A 17296-nucleotide genomic window follows, 5' to 3' on the forward strand; every position below is an offset into this window, starting at 1 on the left:
CAGTTCCTCCGGCCATTGTGGCTTCATTGCCAATCACTTAGCGGAGGCCTAACCCTTAAGGCTCGGCCTCCCGCTCGCGATCAGGTTTCCGAAAAGTAGCTCTGCAGGGTACGAACCTCAAGGTCCCCGCCGAGATAGGCGCGGATGCCCTGCGCGGCCGCCACGGCCCCGGAAAGAGTGGTGTAATACGGCACTTTATGCAAGAGGGCCGCGCGCCGCAGCGAACGGCTGTCGGCGAGCGCCTGCGGGCCTTCGGTGGTATTGAAGACGAGCTGGACGTCGCCATTGGTGATGGCGTCGACGATGTGCGGCCGACCCTCCAGCACCTTGTTCACCTTCTCGGTCGGGATGCCCTGGTCGGTCAGGAAGCGCTGGGTGCCCGAGGTCGCCAGCACCTTGAAGCCGAGCGAATGCAGTTCGCGGACCGCATCGGCGATGCGCGTCTTGTCGCTCTCGCGCACCGAGACGAACACCGTGCCCTTGCGCGGTACTCGCGTGCCGCCGCCGAGTTGGCTCTTGGCGAAGGCGACCTCGAAATTGCGGTCGATGCCCATGACCTCGCCGGTCGAGCGCATCTCGGGGCCGAGCACCGTGTCGACGCCGGGGAAGCGCGCGAATGGGAATACCGACTCCTTGACGCCGACGTGCTTGAGCTTTGCCTTCTTCAGCTTGAAATCGGCAAGCTTCTCGCCGGCCATGATGCGCGCGGCGATCTTCGCGACCGGCGTGCCGACCACCTTGGCGACGAACGGCACGGTGCGCGAGGCACGCGGATTGACCTCGAGCACGTAGATCTCGCCGTCCTTGACGGCGTATTGCACGTTCATCAGGCCGACGACGTCGAGGCCGAGCGCGAGCTCGCGGGTCTGCCGCTCCAGCTCCTCGATCATCTCAGGCTCGAGCGAATGCGCCGGCAGGGAGCAGGCGCTGTCGCCGGAATGGATGCCGGCTTCCTCGATGTGCTCCATGATGCCGACAATGAAGGTGTCCTTGCCGTCGCAGAGGCAGTCGACGTCGATCTCGGTTGCGTCCGAGAGATAGCGATCGAACAGCAGCGGGTTCTTGCCGAGTACGGTGTTGATCTGCCCGGTCTTGTCGTTCGGGTAGCGCGCCTTGACGTCCGCCGGCACCAGCTCCGGCAGCGTGCCGAGCAGATAGTCGTTGAGCTGGTTCTCCTCGCGGATGATCTGCATCGCACGGCCGCCGAGCACGTAGGACGGACGCACCACCAGCGGCAGGCCGAGATCGGCAGAGACGAGCCTTGCCTGCTCGACCGAATAGGCGATGCCGTTCTTGGGCTGCTTGAGACGCAGCTTGTCGAGCACGCGCTTGAAGCGGTCGCGGTCCTCGGCAAGATCGATGGCGTCAGGCGAGGTGCCGAGGATCGGCACTTCGGCGGCTTCCAGCGCGCGCGCGAGCTTCAGCGGCGTCTGGCCGCCGAACTGCACGATCACGCCGTGCAGCGTGCCGTTCGTGCGCTCCTTGGCGATGATCTCCAGCACGTCCTCGGCAGTGAGCGGCTCGAAATACAGCCGGTCGGCGGTGTCGTAATCGGTCGACACGGTTTCCGGATTGCAGTTGACCATGATGGATTCATAGCCGGCATCATGCAGCGCGAAGCAGGCGTGACAGCAGCAATAGTCGAATTCGATGCCCTGGCCGATGCGGTTCGGTCCGCCGCCGAGAATGATGACCTTCTTCTTGTCGGACGGCGTGCTCTCGTCCGCCGGTGCGCCCGCGAACAGCGCCTCATAGGTCGAATACATATAGGCGGTCGGCGAGGCGAATTCGGCCGCGCAGGTGTCGATGCGCTTGTACACCGGACGAACGCCGAGCGCGTGGCGCTTCGCGGTGACCTCGGCTTCCGTCGTCTCGGCGAGCACCGCGAGCCGCGCATCGGAGAAGCCCATGGCCTTCAGCGTGCGCATGCCGAAGGCATTGCCCGGCAGGCCGTTCTTGCGAACCTTCTCCTCCATGTCGACGATGCCGCGCATCTCGCTGAGGAACCACGGATCGATCTTGCAGGAGTTGAAGATCTCCTCGTTCGACCAGCCGAGCCGCATCGCCTGGGCGACCTGGAGCAGCCGGTTCGGCGTCGGCGTGCCGAGCGCGGCCCGGATCGCGTTCTTGTCGTCGTCGCGGCCGAGACCCTCGATCTCGATCTCGTCGAGGCCGGTGAGGCCGGTCTCGAGCCCGCGCAGCGCCTTCTGCAGGCTTTCCTGGAAGGTGCGGCCGATCGCCATGACTTCGCCGACCGACTTCATCGACGTCGTCAGCGTGGTGGAGGCGCCGGGGAATTTCTCGAAGGCGAAGCGCGGCACCTTGGTGACGACGTAGTCGATGGTCGGCTCGAACGAGGCCGGCGTGGCGCCGCCGGTGATGTCGTTGGCGATCTCGTCGAGCGTGTAGCCGACCGCGAGCTTGGCCGCGACCTTCGCGATCGGGAAGCCGGTGGCCTTCGAAGCCAGAGCGGACGAGCGCGACACGCGCGGGTTCATCTCGATGACGACCATGCGGCCGTCCTCGGGGTTGACGCCGAACTGCACGTTGGAGCCGCCGGTCTCCACCCCGATCTCGCGCAGCACCGCCAGCGAGGCGTCGCGCATGATCTGGTATTCCTTGTCAGTCAGCGTCAGCGCCGGCGCCACCGTGATGGAATCGCCGGTGTGCACGCCCATCGGATCGAGGTTCTCGATCGAGCAGACGATGATGCAATTGTCCTTCTTGTCGCGCACCACCTCCATCTCGTACTCTTTCCAGCCGAGCACGGATTCTTCGATCAGCACTTCGTTGGTCGGAGATGCATCGAGGCCACGCTCGATGATGTCGAGGAACTCTTCCTTGTTGTAGGCAATGCCGCCGCCGGTGCCGCCCATGGTGAAGGAGGGGCGGATGATCGCGGGCAGGCCGATCTCGGACAGCGCCATCATGGCCTGGCCGAAGGCGTATTCCTGGTAGCGCTTGCGGCGCTCGCTCTCGCCGAGAGTCCACTGCCGCTCATGCTCTTCGAGCGCGGCGCCGGAGAGTTTTTCGCGCTCGGCCTGATATTTGTCGCGGAACGATTTCTTCAGCGCCGAGGCGTTGGCGAGCCGCGACTTCGGAGTCTCGAGCCCGATCTTGGTCATGGCCTCGCGGAACAGCTGGCGGTCTTCCGCCTTGTCGATCGCATCCGCGGTCGCGCCGATCATTTCGACGTCGAACTTGTCGAGCGTGCCCTGGCGGCGCAGCGACAGCGCGCAGTTCAGCGCGGTCTGTCCGCCCATGGTCGGCAGCAGCGCGAAGCCGCCGGGGATGACGTGACGTTCCTTCTCGATGATCTTGGCGACGATCTCGGGCGTGATCGGCTCGATATAGGTCGCATCGGCCAATTCCGGGTCGGTCATGATGGTGGCCGGGTTGGAATTGACGAGGACGATGCGATAGCCCTCTTCCTTCAGCGTCTTCACCGCCTGGGTGCCCGAATAGTCGAACTCGCAGGCCTGGCCGATCACGATGGGACCGGCGCCGATGATCAGGATGGTGGTGATGTCTGTACGTTTGGGCATCAACTCTCGCCGGACTGGAATTTGGGCACAAAAAAAGGGCGCGCTCCTGCGCGTCCCTTTGGCCGAAGCGCGATCAGCAAAAGTGGCCACCGGTTTTGCGTCCGATCGCGCTTCTACCTCTTATAAGAGGCGCATGATCTTGACGCCAAACCGCCTACACTTTGGCGGATCATGCGCGCGCGCGGTGGTCTCCCTCGCGCGCGGGTGGGTCTTAGACCAGATTCCGGAGCGGCGAAACCCCGAAAAACGCCCATCAACCGGCAATTTTGACGGGTTTTGGCCTGGCCTGCCAGCCACGGGCGAGATGCACCAGAAGTGAGGCCGCAACGCTCGTTCCGCCGATCCAGCCGAGGTCGGTCGGCGAGAGGGTAGCCAGCACCGCCCCGCCCAATGCCCCGCCGATGGCGAAGCCGAGATACATGGCGGAGGCGTTGAGCGAGAGCGCGATCATCGAGGCCTGCGGCTCGATCCGGATGATGCTGGCGACCTGGGCCGGGTAGAATGCCCAGCCCGAGATGCCCCAGAGGAAGATCGCGCCCAGCACCGCATAGTGCGCCTGGCCCGGCATCAGCTTCAGGACCACCGAGTGCAGGATCAGCGCTGCTGCCATGCCGGCGAGCCCGAGGCCCACGGTGGCGAGCGTACCGAGCCGGTCGGCAAGTAAGCCGCCGAACATGTTCCCGATCGCGGCCGCGCCGCCAAACACCAGCAACGCAAGGCTGATTTGCTGCGCATCGAAGCCGAGGCCGCGCAGCGGAATCGCGAAGTAGGTGAACACGGTGAAGCCCCCGAGCGCCCATAGGATCGTGATCACAAGCGCGACCAGGACGTTGCTGTGACGCGCCACGGCCAGCCGTTCGCCGAGCGAGGCGGTGTTGCGCGGCAGGCCGCGGGGCAGGCCGAGCAGCAGCCCGGCAAGCGCGACGGTGCCGATCATAGCGACCATGGCAAAGGTCGCGCGCCAGCCGAGCAGGCTGCCGACGAGGTTGCCGAGGGGAACGCCAATGACGGTCGCGACCGTCAGGCCCGACGTGACCAGCGCCACCGCTCGGCCGCGCCGTTCCGGCGAGGCGACCGCCACGGACACTGCGAGCGCCGTCGGCATGCAAAGCCCGGAGCCCAGCGCCATCAGCATCCGCGAGGCCAGCAGCAGGGCGTAGCTGGAAGCCACCATCGCGGCGAGATTTCCGGCGATGAAGGTCGCCAGTGCCAGGGCCAGCACGGTGCGGCGGTCGATATTGTTCAGCGCGACGGCCAGGATCGGGGAGCCCACGGCGTAGGTGAGGGCGTAAGCCGTGACCAATTGGCCGGCGGCGGAGACCGAAATCTGCAAATCGGCGGCGATGCCGGGCAAAAGACCTGCAATTACAAAGCCTTCGGTGCCGATCGCAAAGGCCGCCAGGGCCAGCCAGAATACGCTCATTGGGCGAGATCCCTATGTTCAACGTTTATTGAACTATTGAATGTGATGATACCGAAGTCAATTGGTTCAAGAACTATTGAACATTGCGGCCGCTTCGCTATGATTCCCGGGTCATGAGCCGTATTCCCCTTCACCCGACCCCCGAGCAGATCGAGCTGCCGATGGTGCTGGATTGCCTGAGCGATCCGATCCGGCTCGCCATCGTCTACCAGCTTGCCCAGCAGGAAGGTGTCAGCAGCGAGCTCTGCTGCGGCGACTTCAACGGGCTCGCGGGCAAGTCCAACCTCGCCTATCACTTCGCCAAGCTGCGCGAATGCGGCCTGATGCAGACGCGCGTGGCCGGCACCAACCGCTTCATGCGGCTGCGCCGCGAGGATCTGGACGCGCGTTTTCCCGGCCTGCTCGATGCGGTGATCAAATCCGCGGCCAGGGATGCCGAGCGGCTTCAGTTGCTGCCGGAGGGTGAAGTGGTTGCGGCAGATTGAGGTTGGGGCGGGCAGTCCGTCTTCGCTTCCGCTGCGCTCCAGCTACGCTGGACACGCTTGGCTGCGCCACGCCCGGCTTCGCCCTTCGGGCTTCGCCGCGGCAGCCTTCGCCACGAAAACGCTTGCCGAGCCGAAGCTGCGTAAGCAGCGAAGGCTGGAGACCCGGCCTGGATTTGAACCAGGATGTAGAGCGTTGCACCGCCCTCGCGTAGACGCTTCCGCCACCGGGCCGAGGCGATCATTACCGATTGCAGTGCGACAAGCTACAACGGCTAATTGTTATGCTTAACGAACCAGAGGCGGCCGCGCGATGAAGGTCATGCGCCAGCGATTGTGGCCGATATTGGCGTGGGCGCGCTGGACCGCGAACCCGGCCGCTCTCAGCTTGGCGGTAATTTCCTCCTCGCTGTAGCGCTGGAGCCCGATACGCGTGCGCAGATGACGGTAGTCGGACAGCGCGGTGCTGATCAGCCCGATCAGCGCGTCTTTCAGAAAACCGTGGCGCAGGCCAAAGCCGAGCAGCGCCATGACGTCCCTGAACATCCCGACGTTGGGCTGGAGGATGTCCCCCAGCACCAGCTTGCCGGAGGGCTTCAGGATACGGCGGATGGTGAGGAGCGCGGCATCGAGCTCGTCCGGCGCCATGTATTGCGCGACCGAGTTCATCACGACGAGGTCGATCGACTGGTCCTGCATCTTGCGGACATCGTCGAGCGAGCGGACACGGATCTTGGTGTTCGGGGCAAACCGCGCGATCAGCCGGCCGCGCACGCCCGGCGCGGGCTCGGCGAGGATCAGCTTGCCGCAGCTAGCGGCCACCTGGGTCGCAGACAGCGCCTCGCCGCAGGCATAGTCCAGCACCGTCGCGTCCGGCGAGGGGATATAGCCGATGATGTCCCGCGCGATGATCTGGAAGTGCAAGTCGCGATGCAGCTTGCTGACATAGATCGTATGCGTCGAGTCGTAATAATCGATCCAATCGTCCATGGTATTCGATGGTCCCGGCCAAACGGTTCCCGTCAAGGAACCGGCGCTGCCCGCCTTGCGTTAGGGGTGCGACGGCGCGCCGTCAATGTCCGCGTCCTAACAGGAAGGCTTCCCGTGAGCAAAACCAACAACAAGGTCTCGCCCGATCTCGATACCCCCACCGACCTGTCGCCCGACGGGGTCAAGAAGGTTTCGGAGGCGCTCAACGTACTTCTGGCCGACGCCTTCGCGCTGTACCTGAAGACCAAGAATTTTCACTGGCACATCAGCGGCCGGCATTTCCGCGACTATCATCTGCTGCTCGACGAGCAGTCCGACCAGATCTTCGCCACCACCGACCAGCTCGCCGAGCGCGTCCGCAAGATCGGCGGCACCACGCTGAAGTCGATCGGCCAGGTCGCAAAGCTCCAGACCATCAAGGACAACAACGAGGACTACGTCCCGCCGCGCGAGATGCTGCGCGAGCTGATGCAGGACAACAAGCACGTCGCGGCTGCGATGCGCAAAGCGCACGAGGTCTGCGACGACGCCGGCGATGTCGCCAGCGCCAGCATTTTGGAAGTGTTCATCGACGAGACCGAGCGCCGGACGTGGTTCCTGTTCGAGGCCACGCGGCAGGAGGGTGGCAACGAGGCGTAGGGCACGGTGCCGTAGGGTGGGCAAAGGCGCGCTCTTGCGCGCCGTGCCCACCATCTTTCCTTACGGCTTGAATAGATTGGTGGGCACGCTTCGCTTTGCCCACCCTACGGCGCCGCCGTTGTGGCTACCGCCACAGCCGCATCAACGCCCCATCCGTGCCCGTCACGGGATCGGCCGGCGGCATCGCGACGTTCGGAATCGTCTTCAACGCTTTCGCGTGGTTCTCGGGCGTTGCGCGCGTGATCTCCATCTCTGCCCCGGGCGGATAGGCGCCGATCACGCAGAAATCCTCGCTCGCCCTGATGCGTTGATGGCCGGTGCCGGCGGGCAGGATCGCGACATCACCCGCCTTGATCTCGAGCTCCTGGCCATGGTCGCCGCCGAAGCGGACGCGGGCACTGCCGCGCGCGACGCCGAGCACCTCATGCACCGTCGCGTGGTAATGCAGATAATCGTAGACGCCATTCCGCCACGTCCCGCCCCAGCCATTCGCTTCGAACAGGTTCTCGATGGTCTCTTCCGGCCGCTCCGGGTCGAGCTTCACCGCAGCCTGGTAGACCAGGAACGGAAGGATGTTGTTCGGCACGAGCCCGTCATCCTCGAACACGATGGCGAGCGGCTCGGCCTTGTCGCGGACGACGGACATGGCGGGACTCCGGCTGCAAAGACGGCGGGACAACATTCTATCGGGTGGAGGTGTTCCTCAACAGGTCACCTGTCCCGGACGCGCTGCAGCGTGCAACGCCGCGGCGCAGAGCCGGGACCCCAGAGCCGCGAGGCCCAGTCAGCGGGGCATGAGAGCGCGCGTCTTACGCGCTCTTCTTCTGCCGCATCAGATCCGCAAAACGCTGGAACAGGTAGTGTGAGTCGCGCGGGCCTGGTGAGGCCTCGGGGTGGTACTGCACCGAGAACACCGGCTTGCCGTCGAGCTGGATGCCGCAATTGGAGCCGTCGAACAGCGAGATGTGGGTCTGCGTCGCGCCCTTCGGCAGCGTGGTCTCGTCCACCGCAAAACCGTGGTTCATCGAGGTGATCTCGACCTTGCCGGTGGTCTCGTCCTTCACGGGGTGATTGGCGCCGTGATGGCCCTGATGCATCTTCTTCGTCTTGGCGCCGACGGCGAGGCCGAGCATCTGGTGGCCGAGGCAAATGCCGAAGGTCGGCGTGCCGGACTTGATGACGTCCCGGATCACAGGCACGGCATATTTGCCGGTCGCGGCCGGATCGCCCGGACCGTTGGACAGGAACACGCCGTCCGGCTTCATCGCCAGAATGTCTTCGGACGAAGTCGTCGCCGGCACCACCGTCACCTTGCAGCCGACGCCGGCGAGCAGGCGCAGGATGTTGCGCTTGATGCCGTAGTCGATGGCGACGACGTTGAACTCCACCTTGTCCTGGCGGCCAAAGCCCTTGTCCCACAGCCACGGCGTCTCGTCCCAGGTGAAGCGCTGGCCGCTTGTGACCATCGGCACGAGGTCCATGCCCTCGAGGCCCGGCCATTCGCGCGCCTCTTCCTTGAGGCCATGCAGGTCGAACTCGCCGTTCCTGGCGTGCGCGATCACGGCATTGGGCATGCCCTTTGAGCGGATCAGCGCGGTCAGTGCGCGGGTGTCGATGCCGGAGAGGCCGATGATGCCGCGCGCCTTCAGCCACTGGTCGAGATGCTTGGTGGCGCGGTAGTTCGAGGGATCGGTGATCGCGGTGCGCAGGATCACGCCGCGGGCGCCAGGTGTGGCGGCCATGTTCACCGTCTCGATGTCTTCCTCGTTGGTACCGACATTGCCGATATGCGGGAAGGTGAAGGTGATGAGCTGCCCGGCATAGGAGGGATCGGTGAGGATCTCCTCATAGCCGGTCATCGCGGTGTTGAAGCAGACTTCACCGACGGCGTGGCCTTCGGCGCCGAGACCAAAGCCTTCAAGCACCGTGCCGTCGGCAAGCACGAGGAGCGCGGTCGGTTTATGGTCCGGCCAAGCGGGATCGTTGTCATGTTGTGTCATGAGCGCGTTTCATAAGCCTGCCGGACGCCCCCGTCAAAGCGCAGATGCACCGATTCACATGCGTTTTTGCATATTTGACAGCCTGTCTCGGGCTCCTAAGCTTGGCCGCACAATTTCCGGCAAATTCCTGGGCTTGCGAGGCAATAATGGACCAGACCACCCCGATTCTGTTGGTTCCGGGGCTGGCCTCCTCGGCCCGGATCTATGCTCCGGTCATCCCGGCGCTGTGGCGTTTCGGCCCGGTCATGGTTGCCAACCATATCCGCGACGACAGCATTGCGGCGATCGCCGCCCGCGTGCTGAGCGAGGCCCCGCCGCGCTTCGCGCTCGCCGGTCATTCCATGGGCGGCTACATCGCATTCGAGATCATGCGCCAGGCGCCCGAACGGGTGTCAAAGCTCGCGCTGATCAATACCCAGGCGCGGCCCGATACGCCGGAGGCGACCGCACGCCGGCGCGGCCTGATGGAACGCGCCAGGCGCGGCGAGCTCCGCGCGGTCCGCGACGAGAGTTTTCCGGAGCTGGTGCATCCGTCGCGGCGCGATGATGCCGATATTCTCAAGCTGGTGCATGCACAGGACGAGGATGTCGGTGTCGAGGGCTATCTGCGGCAGCAGTCCGCGATCATCGCACGGGTGGATTCACGCCCGACGCTTGCAGCCATCAAATGCCCGACGCTGGTGTTGACGGGCGATGCCGACAACACCATCCCGAACGCTCTCTCCAGGGAGATGGCCGAGGGCATCGCCGGCGCAAGGCTCAAGGTCCTCGATCGCTGCGGGCACTTGCCGCAAGCCGAGCAGCCCGAAGCGACAGTGCGGGCCCTGACCGAATGGCTCGGAACCGAGGTTGTCTAGGGGCCGCGAACGGCCTAGATCAGGCGTCAGATATTGGAAGGGATCACGATCATGTTGCGCGACGACATCAACAATGCGGTCAAGGAGGCCATGAAGGCCAAGGACGAGCGCAAGCTGTCCACGCTGCGCATGGTCAACTCGACCATCAAGAACGCCGACATCGACGCTCGCGGCAACGGCAAGCCGCCGCTGTCGGACGCCGACTTGCTCGGTGTGCTGCAGAAGATGATCAAGCAGCGCCAGGAGGCGGTCGAGCTCTACGACAAGGGCGGCCGCGCCGAGCTCGCGGCCCAGGAGCGCGAGGAGATCGCAGTGATCTCGGCGTATCTGCCGAAGCAGATGGCCGACGACGAGGTGAAGAAGGCGATCGCGGATGCGATCGGCGAGACCGGTGCTGCCGGCATGAAGGACATGGGCAAGGTGATCGCCGTGCTGCGCGCGAAGTATGCCGGGCAGATGGATTTCGGCAAGGCGAGCGGCCTCGTGAAGGCCGCGCTGTCGGGCTAGCTGCTTACCCTCCCCTGGACGGGGAGGGTCGATCGCGCGAAGCCTAGCGGGGTGGGGTGATCTCTCCACTCGGGCAGCGCTTCCGCGGAAAGACTGCCACCCCACCTCGGTTCGCATGCCGCTTCACTTCATGCGAACCGATCCTCCCCCTCCAGGGGAGGATGGGTACCTTTGACGTGGCTGCGATCCGGTCTACTCTCTCGACAAGAAAAATCGGGAGGCACGATGACCGGCGCCATCAAACCGTTCCGTATCGCCATCAGCGACGACATTCTCTCCGATCTCAAGTCGCGTCTCACCCGCACGCGCTGGCCGGAGGCGGAGCTGGTCGACGACTGGAGTCAGGGCGCACCGCTGAAGTGGATCCGAGAGGTCTGCGCCTATTGGGCGAGCGAATACGACTGGAGCGCGCGCGAGGCAAAGCTGAACCGCTTCGATCAGTTCACCACCGAGATCGACGGGCTCGACATTCATTTTCTGCATGTGCGCTCGAAAGAACCAAACGCGCTGCCGCTGATCATCACCCATGGCTGGCCGGGCTCGATCGTCGAATTCCAGAAGGTGATCGCGCCGCTCACCGATCCCGTCGCGCATGGCGGCAATCCCGCGGACGCGTTTCACGTGATCTGTCCTTCGCTGCCGGGCTTCGGCTTCTCCGCCAAGCCGAAGGCGACCGGATGGGGCGTCGACCGCATCGCCGCGACCTGGGCGCAGCTGATGGAACGGCTGGGCTATGCGCGCTATGGCGCGCAAGGCGGCGATTGGGGGTCGGCGGTGACGGCCTCGCTCGGTGCGCAGGATGCGGAGCACTGCGCCGGCATTCACATCACGCTGTCCTTCAACTCGCCGCCGCGCATGGAGGGCGAGCCGACTCCGGAGGAGAAGCGGGCACTCGCCGGCCTCAAGCATTACGTCGATTTCGACTCCGGCTATTCCAAGCAGCAATCGACGCGCCCGCAGACGCTCGGCTATGGCCTCACGGATTCGCCGAGCGGGCAGGCGGCCTGGATCCTAGAAAAATTCTGGGCCTGGACCGATTGCGACGGCCATCCCGAGAACATCTTCACCCAGGACGAGCTGCTCGACAACGTCATGCTCTATTGGGTGACGGAGACGGCGACTTCCTCGGCGCGGCTCTACTGGGAAAGTTTTGGCAAGCGCCGCACCACGCCTGTCGTCAAGGTGCCGACCGGCGTCGCTGCGTTCCCGAAGGAGATCATCACGCCGGTGCGGAGCTGGATGGAACCGAACTTTCACAACATCACGCATTGGAGCGAGATGGAGAAGGGTGGCCATTTCGCCGCCTTCGAGCAGCCGGAGCTGTTCGTGCGCGATGTCAGGAAATTCTTCCGGACGATGCGGTAACTCTCTAGACTGGGCAACAACGACGAGACCCCGGGAAGACGACCAAGCCCATGCTCACCGAAGCCAAGACCTACGACGAGCTCGTCCGCAACTTCCGCTGGGACATCCCGGCGCGCTTCAACATGGCGGAAGCATGCTGCGATCGGCATGCCGACGGCACCGGCCGGCTCGCGCTTGTTTTTGTCGACGAGAACGGCGCCACCACGCGCACCTCCTTCGACGAGGTCGCGGACATGTCGCGCCGCTTTGCCAACGTGCTGAAGGCCGATGGGCTTTCGCGCGGCGATCGCGTCGCGGTTTTCCTGTCGCAGTCGCTGGAGCTGCCGATCGCGCATATGGCGGCGTTCCGCTCCGGCCTGGTCTCGATCCCGCTGTTCGCCCTGTTCGGCGAGGACGCGCTGGAATTCCGCCTTTCGAATTCACAGGCGAAGGCAATCATCACTGATGAGGCGGGCTGGGAGAAGCTCACGAAGATCCGCGAGCGGCTGCCCTATTTGCAGGACATCTACATCACCAGCGGCGCCGTCCACGCCGGCGCAAAGCCATTCTGGCCGGCGATCGAAACCGCGTCCGAGGACTTCGCGACCGTCGACACCGCCGCCGATGATCCCGCGCTGATCATCTACACCTCGGGCACGACGGGAAATCCCAAAGGCGCGCTGCATGCGCACCGCGTCGTGCTCGGTCATCTCCCCAACGTCGAGATGTGTCACAATTTCCTGCCGCGTCCAGGCGATCTCATGTGGACGCCGGCGGACTGGGCCTGGATCGGCGGACTCGTCAACGGCCTGCTCGCATTCTGGTATCACGGCATCCCCCTGGTCGGGCATCGCGCGCGCAAATTCGAGCCGCAGGCGGCGATGCAGATGATGGCCGATCTCGGCGTCCGCAACGTCTTCCTGCCGCCAACCGCGCTGAAGCTGATGCGGCAGGCGGGCGTCAAGCACGCGGGCGTCAAGCTCCGCAGCATCTTCACCGGCGGCGAGTCCCTTGGCGGCGAGCTGCTGGGTTGGGTGCGCGAGACCTTCGGCATCGACGCCCATGAGGTGTTCGGCCAGACCGAGTGCAATCTCGTGATCGGCAGCAACTCCAACCTGTTTCCGATCCGCCCCGGCGCGATGGGCAAGGCGACGCCGGGCTTCGACGTCCGCATCGTCAACGACAAGGGCGAGGAATTGCCGCGCGGCCAGCGGGGCATCATCGGCGTGCGCCAGCCATGCCCCGTCACCATGCTCGAATATTGGCGCAATCCGGAGGCGACGGCGAAGAAATATGCCGGCGAATTCCTGCTCACCGGCGATCTCGGCGTGCAGGACGAGGATGGCTATTTCTGGTATGTCAGCCGCGAGGACGACGTCATCACCACCGCCGGCTATCGCGTCGGCCCGTCCGAGATCGAGCACACGCTGATGAAGCACCCGTCGGTGGCAATGGCCGCGGTGGTCGGCATCCCCGATCCGATCCGCACCGAATCGATCAAGGCCTGGATCGTGCTGCGTCCGGGCTTTACCGGCACCGACGCGCTGGCGCGCGAGATCCAGGACTTCGTCAAGGTGCAGCTTGCCGCGCACGAATATCCGCGCTTCGTCGAATTCGCCGAGACGCTGCCGATGACGGCGACCGGCAAGGTGCTGCGGCGCGAGCTGCGGGCCAAGGGCTGACTTCTTAACAGGGCTGACTTCCGACAATGGCCAAGACGTCTCAAGCCGCGGGACTTCACCGCGCTTTGCTCGACAAGCTGCACGATCTCGATGCGGCGCTCGAGCTCATGTATTACGGCTGGCGCGGGATGACGCTGGAAGCGGACGAATATCTTGCGAAGCAGGGCCTGTCGCGTCCGCATCATCGTATCCTCTACGTGGTGGCGCGGCGGCCCGATATCGCGATCGGCTCGCTGCTCGAGGTCCTCGGCATTTCCAAGCAGGCCTTGAGCCGGCCGCTCAACCTGCTGCTGGAACGCAAGCTCCTGACGTCGAGGCGCTCGCCCGAGCAGCATCGCTCGAAGCTGCTGCGTCTGACGGCCGCCGGGCAGCGCATCGAGCAACGGGCCTCGGACCACGAGCGCAAGGTTTTGCGCGAGGCGTTCGATCGCGTCGGCGCATCCGGGGCGGCGGCATGGATGGCTGTCATGGGGACGATCGCCGACAACAATTGACGGTTCTTAAAGTCAATGTAGTTGACATGAGAAGCGGGCTTTGCCACTGTCCTGGCAACAAGCCGGGGAGGGCCGTGTCGTCATGAGCGGACAGAATCCATTGAGCGCGCAGAAAATGAATCGCGCGGCCGCCGAGCGCTTCGTCGCGGCATGGTGCGCGAGCTGGTGCAAGGTCGATATCGACGCGGTGGTGGCGCATTTCGCCGAGAATGCGCAGATGCGCAGCCCTCTGGCACTGACGCTGACCGGTTCTCCTGTCGTCGCCGGCATCGAGAATATCCGCAGCTATTGGCGCAAAGCCTATGGCCACATCGAAAGCGCGGACCTGAAGATCCTGAGCTGGAGCTGGGACGACACCATCGCGCGCCTGACGGTGTGGTGGCAGCTCGGAGACACGCGCGCCAGCGAGTTCATGGATTTCGACGACGCTGGCCGCGTCGTGCGCAGCGAAGCCTTTTACGGAAAATGACCATGCGCCTTTCGGATATCGTCCTGCTCCTCAACACGCTGTGGTTCGGCGGCGCCTTCATCCAGTTCAGCATTGCGCAGGCCAACACGCTGAAGATCTTGCTGCCGCGGGAAGAGCGCAGCAATCCGATCGCGCCGACCCTGGCGGCCAGCGTTGCGTTCCTGGGCAGGATGAACCTGCCGATCGGGCTGTTGTCGTTCTACCTTCTGGTTGCGCGTCCGCTCTTCTTCCAGCCGGTCGAGGCGCAGCTCACGCTGTTCCTGTTCTTTTCGGCCTGCCATTTCAGCCAGTTCGCCTATAACCTCCCGGTGCTGATGCGTGGCGGACGTGTCGGGGTCGCCTACTGGCCGGTGTTGAAGGGTCCGATGCTCCGGATCTTCGTCATCGACGCGGGCCTGTTCGCGGCCAATCTCGCAGTGGCGCTCCAGCTCGCGATAGCGTCCTGATCTACCGCGACGGCTCCGAGAGCGCGGCCCGCAGCATCGCCGCAAGATCCTTTCGCCGGAACGGCTTGGTCAGAATGCGGGCGTCGCCGTCCCCGTCCGGAGTCTTGACGGGCGTCTGGCTGTAGCCGGAGGTGAAGAGCACCTTGAGATCAGGCCGCAGCTCGGTTGCTTGCCTCGCAAGCTCCGGCCCGAACATGCCGCCGGGCATGACGACGTCGGTGAACAGCAGCTGGATGTCTCCGGGTTGGCGCATCACCTCCAGCGCTGCCGGTCCGTTCGACGTCGCGATGACCCGGTAGCCGAGCGTCCTGAGCTCGTTCTCGACATAGGCCCGCACCATGTCGTCGTCTTCGACGAGGAGAATGGTCTCGTGTCCCGCTTGTGTGACGGTCGCTTCCGCTGGGCGCAGGTCCTCGCCCGGCGGTGTTTCGAGACGGGGAAAGAACAGCCTGACGACACTGCCTCGTCCCGGCTCGGACTGTATCTGCACAAGTCCGCCGGACTGTTGTGCAAATCCGTAGACCATGCTCAGGCCGAGGCCGGTCCCCTTGCCGACCTCCTTGGTCGTGAAGAACGGCTCGAACGCGCGGCTGACCACCTCGGCGCTCATGCCGCTGCCGGTATCGGTCACGGCCACCATCACGTAGTCGCCGGGCCGCGGCTCGCCGTTGACGTCGAGGTCGGATTCACCGAGCGAGCTGTTATGGACCTCGACCGTCAGCTTGCCGCCCTCCGGCATCGCATCGCGCGCGTTGAGCACGAGGTTGAGCAGCGCTGTCGTCAGCTGGCCGGGATCGACGCTGGCCGGCCATAAATCCCGTTCGAGCGCGAAGCGGCACTCGATGTGCTCGCCCAGTGTCCGACGCAGAAGCTGCTCCATGCCGAGCACTTTCTCGGCGATGTCGATCTTTCTCGGCCGCAGCGGCTGCTTGCGTGCGAAGGCGAGCAGGCTCCGTGTCAGGTCAGAGCCGCGCTCGGCGGCGGTCGCGATGTCGCCGGCGATGCGGTGCAATTCCTTGTTTCCCGCCAGCTGGTCGGCAAGATGCTCGGAGTTGCCGAGAATGACGGTCAGGAGATTGTTGAAGTCATGCGCCACGCCGCCGGTGAGCTGGCCCATGGCTTCCATCTTCTGGGATTGGCTGAGCTTCAGGTTGAGATCCGCGATCGCGGCGCGCTGCTGCTGCAGCGATTCGGCGGTGCCGTTGAGCAGGGTCATCAATCCGCCGAGCTCGCCGCCCGGATGGGGCTCCGGAATGCGCGCGCTGAGATCTCCGCGCCCGAGCCTCTTCGCCATGGTGGCGAGCCGCCCGACCTGGCGGCCGATGCTCACGGTCGTGAGGATCCATAAGCCGGCCAGGAGCAACAGTAAGGCCACCGCGAGAATCGCCATGTCCTCGTAAAGCCGGCGGTTCGCTGCCGCGACCAGTCCGTCCTTGGAGCGTCCGACCATGATGGTGAGGCCGGCCTTGCGCATCGAGGGCGAGCGGGCAACGCCCCAGATCTGCGTGCGGCCCCCGCGCTCGGTGACTTCCCGAAATGGCTCGCCATCGGGCGCTGCCGCAAAGCGGAACAGATCGGAGCCCGCAATGGTCCCGCCAATGGGCACGCTCCAGCCGCCGCCCTTGGGGGCGACCAGGACCGTACCCTTGGCGTCGACGAACAGGATGTCCTTCTCGGCCAGCAGCCGCTTGTCGTGAAATTCCGCGAATTTGTTCAGGTTGAAGGACGCGAGCAGCACGAATTTCAGCGCGCCCGCCTCCGATCGCACGGGATAGGCGATCTGGAGCACCGATAGCCCGGTGAGGCGGCCGAACACCGGCTCCGCGGCAACGACGCCTTGAAGACCCTTGACCTCTTTGAAATAGCCGCGGTCGTTCAGGTCGAGGGTGCGGTTGGTCCGAAGCGAGTCGCAGAACAGGCTGCCGTCGGGATCGATGGTCAAGATGCCCGTGAACTGCGGATATTCTTCGCGCACTTCCGACAGAAACGCCGAGCACGCCGCCTTGTCGCGCGTGTCGAGGTCGCGGGCGCGGGCCAGACCGTAGTGGAGCTGGGCGGTGCCCTGGATCTTCTCGTTCAGATCGCTCGCGATGTCGTCGGCGGATGCGGCCAGATTGGCCAGCGCCGCGTCGATCTCGCTGGCCCGGTTCTGCACAAAACGCAGCCCAACCAGGATCGCGGGCACCAGCATGGCGGCAATGACGAGGATCAGTAACCGGGTACGCAGGCTCATCGGTGGGGCGGTCCGCTCTCAGGCGCATCTGCTCGGAGGTACAATTTGCGGACGATCGTCTGCCCAGTCCATAGCATTGGCGCGAAAATCGCACCGATGGTGAAGGATTTCGCATCGCGAGCATTGTTACCTCGCCGCTGCGCTTCGCGCAGGCTGGCATCAAGTTGCGCCTGCGCGCGGCGGCG

Annotated in this window: 15 protein-coding genes and 1 tRNA gene; 9 read left to right on the plus strand and 7 right to left on the minus strand. The window is 64.7% G+C overall.

All coding sequences use genetic code 11. From position 1 onward, the window contains the following. Positions 1 to 80 precede the first annotated feature (80 nt). Complete coding sequence (gene carB / locus GGD62_RS28215) at positions 81 to 3545, minus strand: carbamoyl-phosphate synthase large subunit (RefSeq protein WP_092260603.1); 3465 nt, start codon at positions 3543 to 3545, stop codon at positions 81 to 83. A 253-nt stretch (positions 3546 to 3798) separates the two neighbouring features. Further along, the gene (locus GGD62_RS28220; protein WP_183236865.1) at positions 3799 to 4968 is read right to left on the minus strand and encodes an MFS transporter; all 1170 of its coding nucleotides are present in this window, start codon (positions 4966 to 4968) and stop codon (positions 3799 to 3801) included. A 113-nt stretch (positions 4969 to 5081) separates the two neighbouring features. Here GGD62_RS28220 and GGD62_RS28225 point away from each other — a divergent pair, with 113 nt between their 5' ends. Next, complete coding sequence (locus tag GGD62_RS28225) at positions 5082 to 5453, plus strand: helix-turn-helix transcriptional regulator (RefSeq protein ID WP_183711410.1); 372 nt, start codon at positions 5082 to 5084, stop codon at positions 5451 to 5453. Between the two features lie 155 nt (positions 5454 to 5608). On the opposite strand, the gene GGD62_RS28230 is transcribed toward GGD62_RS28225, so the two are convergent. Both GGD62_RS28230 and GGD62_RS28235 read right to left on the minus strand, forming a co-directional pair. After that, positions 5609 to 5684: transfer RNA gene (locus GGD62_RS28230), tRNA-OTHER, on the minus strand. A gap of 54 nt (positions 5685 to 5738) precedes the next feature. Further along, a complete protein-coding gene (locus tag GGD62_RS28235) occupies positions 5739 to 6440 on the minus strand; it encodes a class I SAM-dependent methyltransferase (RefSeq protein ID WP_092260608.1) in 702 nt (233 codons plus the stop codon). Positions 6441 to 6554: 114 nt separating this feature from the next. On the opposite strand from GGD62_RS28235, the gene GGD62_RS28240 reads away from it, so the two are divergent. After that, the gene (locus GGD62_RS28240) at positions 6555 to 7079 is read left to right on the plus strand and encodes a Dps family protein (RefSeq protein ID WP_018318252.1); all 525 of its coding nucleotides are present in this window, start codon (positions 6555 to 6557) and stop codon (positions 7077 to 7079) included. A gap of 124 nt (positions 7080 to 7203) precedes the next feature. On the opposite strand, the gene GGD62_RS28245 is transcribed toward GGD62_RS28240, so the two are convergent. After that, a complete protein-coding gene (locus tag GGD62_RS28245) occupies positions 7204 to 7725 on the minus strand; it encodes a hypothetical protein (protein WP_183711412.1) in 522 nt (173 codons plus the stop codon). 163 nt (positions 7726 to 7888) lie between these two features. Next, entirely contained in the window at positions 7889 to 9079 is a 1191-nt protein-coding gene (gene carA / locus GGD62_RS28250) for a glutamine-hydrolyzing carbamoyl-phosphate synthase small subunit (protein ID WP_018318250.1), read from the minus strand. Positions 9080 to 9225: 146 nt separating this feature from the next. Between carA and GGD62_RS28255 the strand changes: the two genes are divergently transcribed. The 7 genes from GGD62_RS28255 (at position 9226) to GGD62_RS28285 (ending at position 14878) form a co-directional block, all read left to right on the plus strand. Then, on the plus strand, positions 9226 to 9936 hold the full coding sequence (locus GGD62_RS28255) for an alpha/beta fold hydrolase (protein WP_183711414.1): 711 nt from the start codon (positions 9226 to 9228) through the stop codon (positions 9934 to 9936). Positions 9937 to 9987: 51 nt separating this feature from the next. After that, positions 9988 to 10443 carry a GatB/YqeY domain-containing protein gene (locus tag GGD62_RS28260; RefSeq protein WP_018318249.1) on the plus strand — a complete coding sequence of 152 codons (456 nt, stop codon included), beginning with the start codon at positions 9988 to 9990 and terminating at the stop codon, positions 10441 to 10443. Between the two features lie 225 nt (positions 10444 to 10668). Continuing rightward, positions 10669 to 11808 (plus strand): epoxide hydrolase family protein, encoded by a 1140-nt coding sequence (locus GGD62_RS28265; protein WP_183711416.1) that lies wholly within the window; start codon positions 10669 to 10671, stop codon positions 11806 to 11808. 50 nt (positions 11809 to 11858) lie between these two features. Next, positions 11859 to 13469: an acyl-CoA synthetase gene (locus GGD62_RS28270; RefSeq protein WP_183711418.1), complete on the plus strand. Its 1611-nt coding sequence runs from the start codon at positions 11859 to 11861 to the stop codon at positions 13467 to 13469. Positions 13470 to 13495: 26 nt separating this feature from the next. Next, complete coding sequence (locus tag GGD62_RS28275; RefSeq protein ID WP_183711420.1) at positions 13496 to 13963, plus strand: MarR family winged helix-turn-helix transcriptional regulator; 468 nt, start codon at positions 13496 to 13498, stop codon at positions 13961 to 13963. 82 nt (positions 13964 to 14045) lie between these two features. Then, positions 14046 to 14432 (plus strand): nuclear transport factor 2 family protein, encoded by a 387-nt coding sequence (locus GGD62_RS28280; RefSeq protein WP_179731501.1) that lies wholly within the window; start codon positions 14046 to 14048, stop codon positions 14430 to 14432. A gap of 2 nt (positions 14433 to 14434) precedes the next feature. After that, positions 14435 to 14878, plus strand: a complete 444-nt coding sequence (locus GGD62_RS28285; RefSeq protein ID WP_183711422.1) for a hypothetical protein — start codon at positions 14435 to 14437, stop codon at positions 14876 to 14878. A 1-nt stretch (position 14879) separates the two neighbouring features. Here the strand turns inward: GGD62_RS28285 and GGD62_RS28290 are convergent, their stop codons facing one another. After that, positions 14880 to 17111, minus strand: coding sequence for an ATP-binding protein (locus GGD62_RS28290; protein WP_183711424.1), 2232 nt, complete (start codon positions 17109 to 17111; stop codon positions 14880 to 14882). Positions 17112 to 17296: the final 185 nt, after the last annotated feature.

Origin of the sequence: Bradyrhizobium sp. ERR14 (assembly GCF_014198235.1) — a bacterium.
Lineage (GTDB): Bacteria > Pseudomonadota > Alphaproteobacteria > Rhizobiales > Xanthobacteraceae > Bradyrhizobium.

What these genes read in the sequence shown, in the direction of transcription:
- GGD62_RS28280 (WP_179731501.1), top strand. Translation starts at nt 14,046, where the DNA reads ATGAGCGGACAGAATCCATTGAGCGCGCAGAAAATGAATCGCGCGGCC.
- GGD62_RS28245 (WP_183711412.1), bottom strand. Translation starts at nt 7,725, where the DNA reads ATGTCCGTCGTCCGCGACAAGGCCGAGCCGCTCGCCATCGTGTTCGAG.
- GGD62_RS28255 (WP_183711414.1), top strand. Translation starts at nt 9,226, where the DNA reads ATGGACCAGACCACCCCGATTCTGTTGGTTCCGGGGCTGGCCTCCTCG.
- GGD62_RS28220 (WP_183236865.1), bottom strand. Translation starts at nt 4,968, where the DNA reads ATGAGCGTATTCTGGCTGGCCCTGGCGGCCTTTGCGATCGGCACCGAA.
- GGD62_RS28235 (WP_092260608.1), bottom strand. Translation starts at nt 6,440, where the DNA reads ATGGACGATTGGATCGATTATTACGACTCGACGCATACGATCTATGTC.
- GGD62_RS28265 (WP_183711416.1), top strand. Translation starts at nt 10,669, where the DNA reads ATGACCGGCGCCATCAAACCGTTCCGTATCGCCATCAGCGACGACATT.
- GGD62_RS28285 (WP_183711422.1), top strand. Translation starts at nt 14,435, where the DNA reads ATGCGCCTTTCGGATATCGTCCTGCTCCTCAACACGCTGTGGTTCGGC.
- GGD62_RS28260 (WP_018318249.1), top strand. Translation starts at nt 9,988, where the DNA reads ATGTTGCGCGACGACATCAACAATGCGGTCAAGGAGGCCATGAAGGCC.
- GGD62_RS28270 (WP_183711418.1), top strand. Translation starts at nt 11,859, where the DNA reads ATGCTCACCGAAGCCAAGACCTACGACGAGCTCGTCCGCAACTTCCGC.
- GGD62_RS28275 (WP_183711420.1), top strand. Translation starts at nt 13,496, where the DNA reads ATGGCCAAGACGTCTCAAGCCGCGGGACTTCACCGCGCTTTGCTCGAC.
- GGD62_RS28225 (WP_183711410.1), top strand. Translation starts at nt 5,082, where the DNA reads ATGAGCCGTATTCCCCTTCACCCGACCCCCGAGCAGATCGAGCTGCCG.
- GGD62_RS28290 (WP_183711424.1), bottom strand. Translation starts at nt 17,111, where the DNA reads ATGAGCCTGCGTACCCGGTTACTGATCCTCGTCATTGCCGCCATGCTG.
- carA (WP_018318250.1), bottom strand. Translation starts at nt 9,079, where the DNA reads ATGACACAACATGACAACGATCCCGCTTGGCCGGACCATAAACCGACC.
- carB (WP_092260603.1), bottom strand. Translation starts at nt 3,545, where the DNA reads ATGCCCAAACGTACAGACATCACCACCATCCTGATCATCGGCGCCGGT.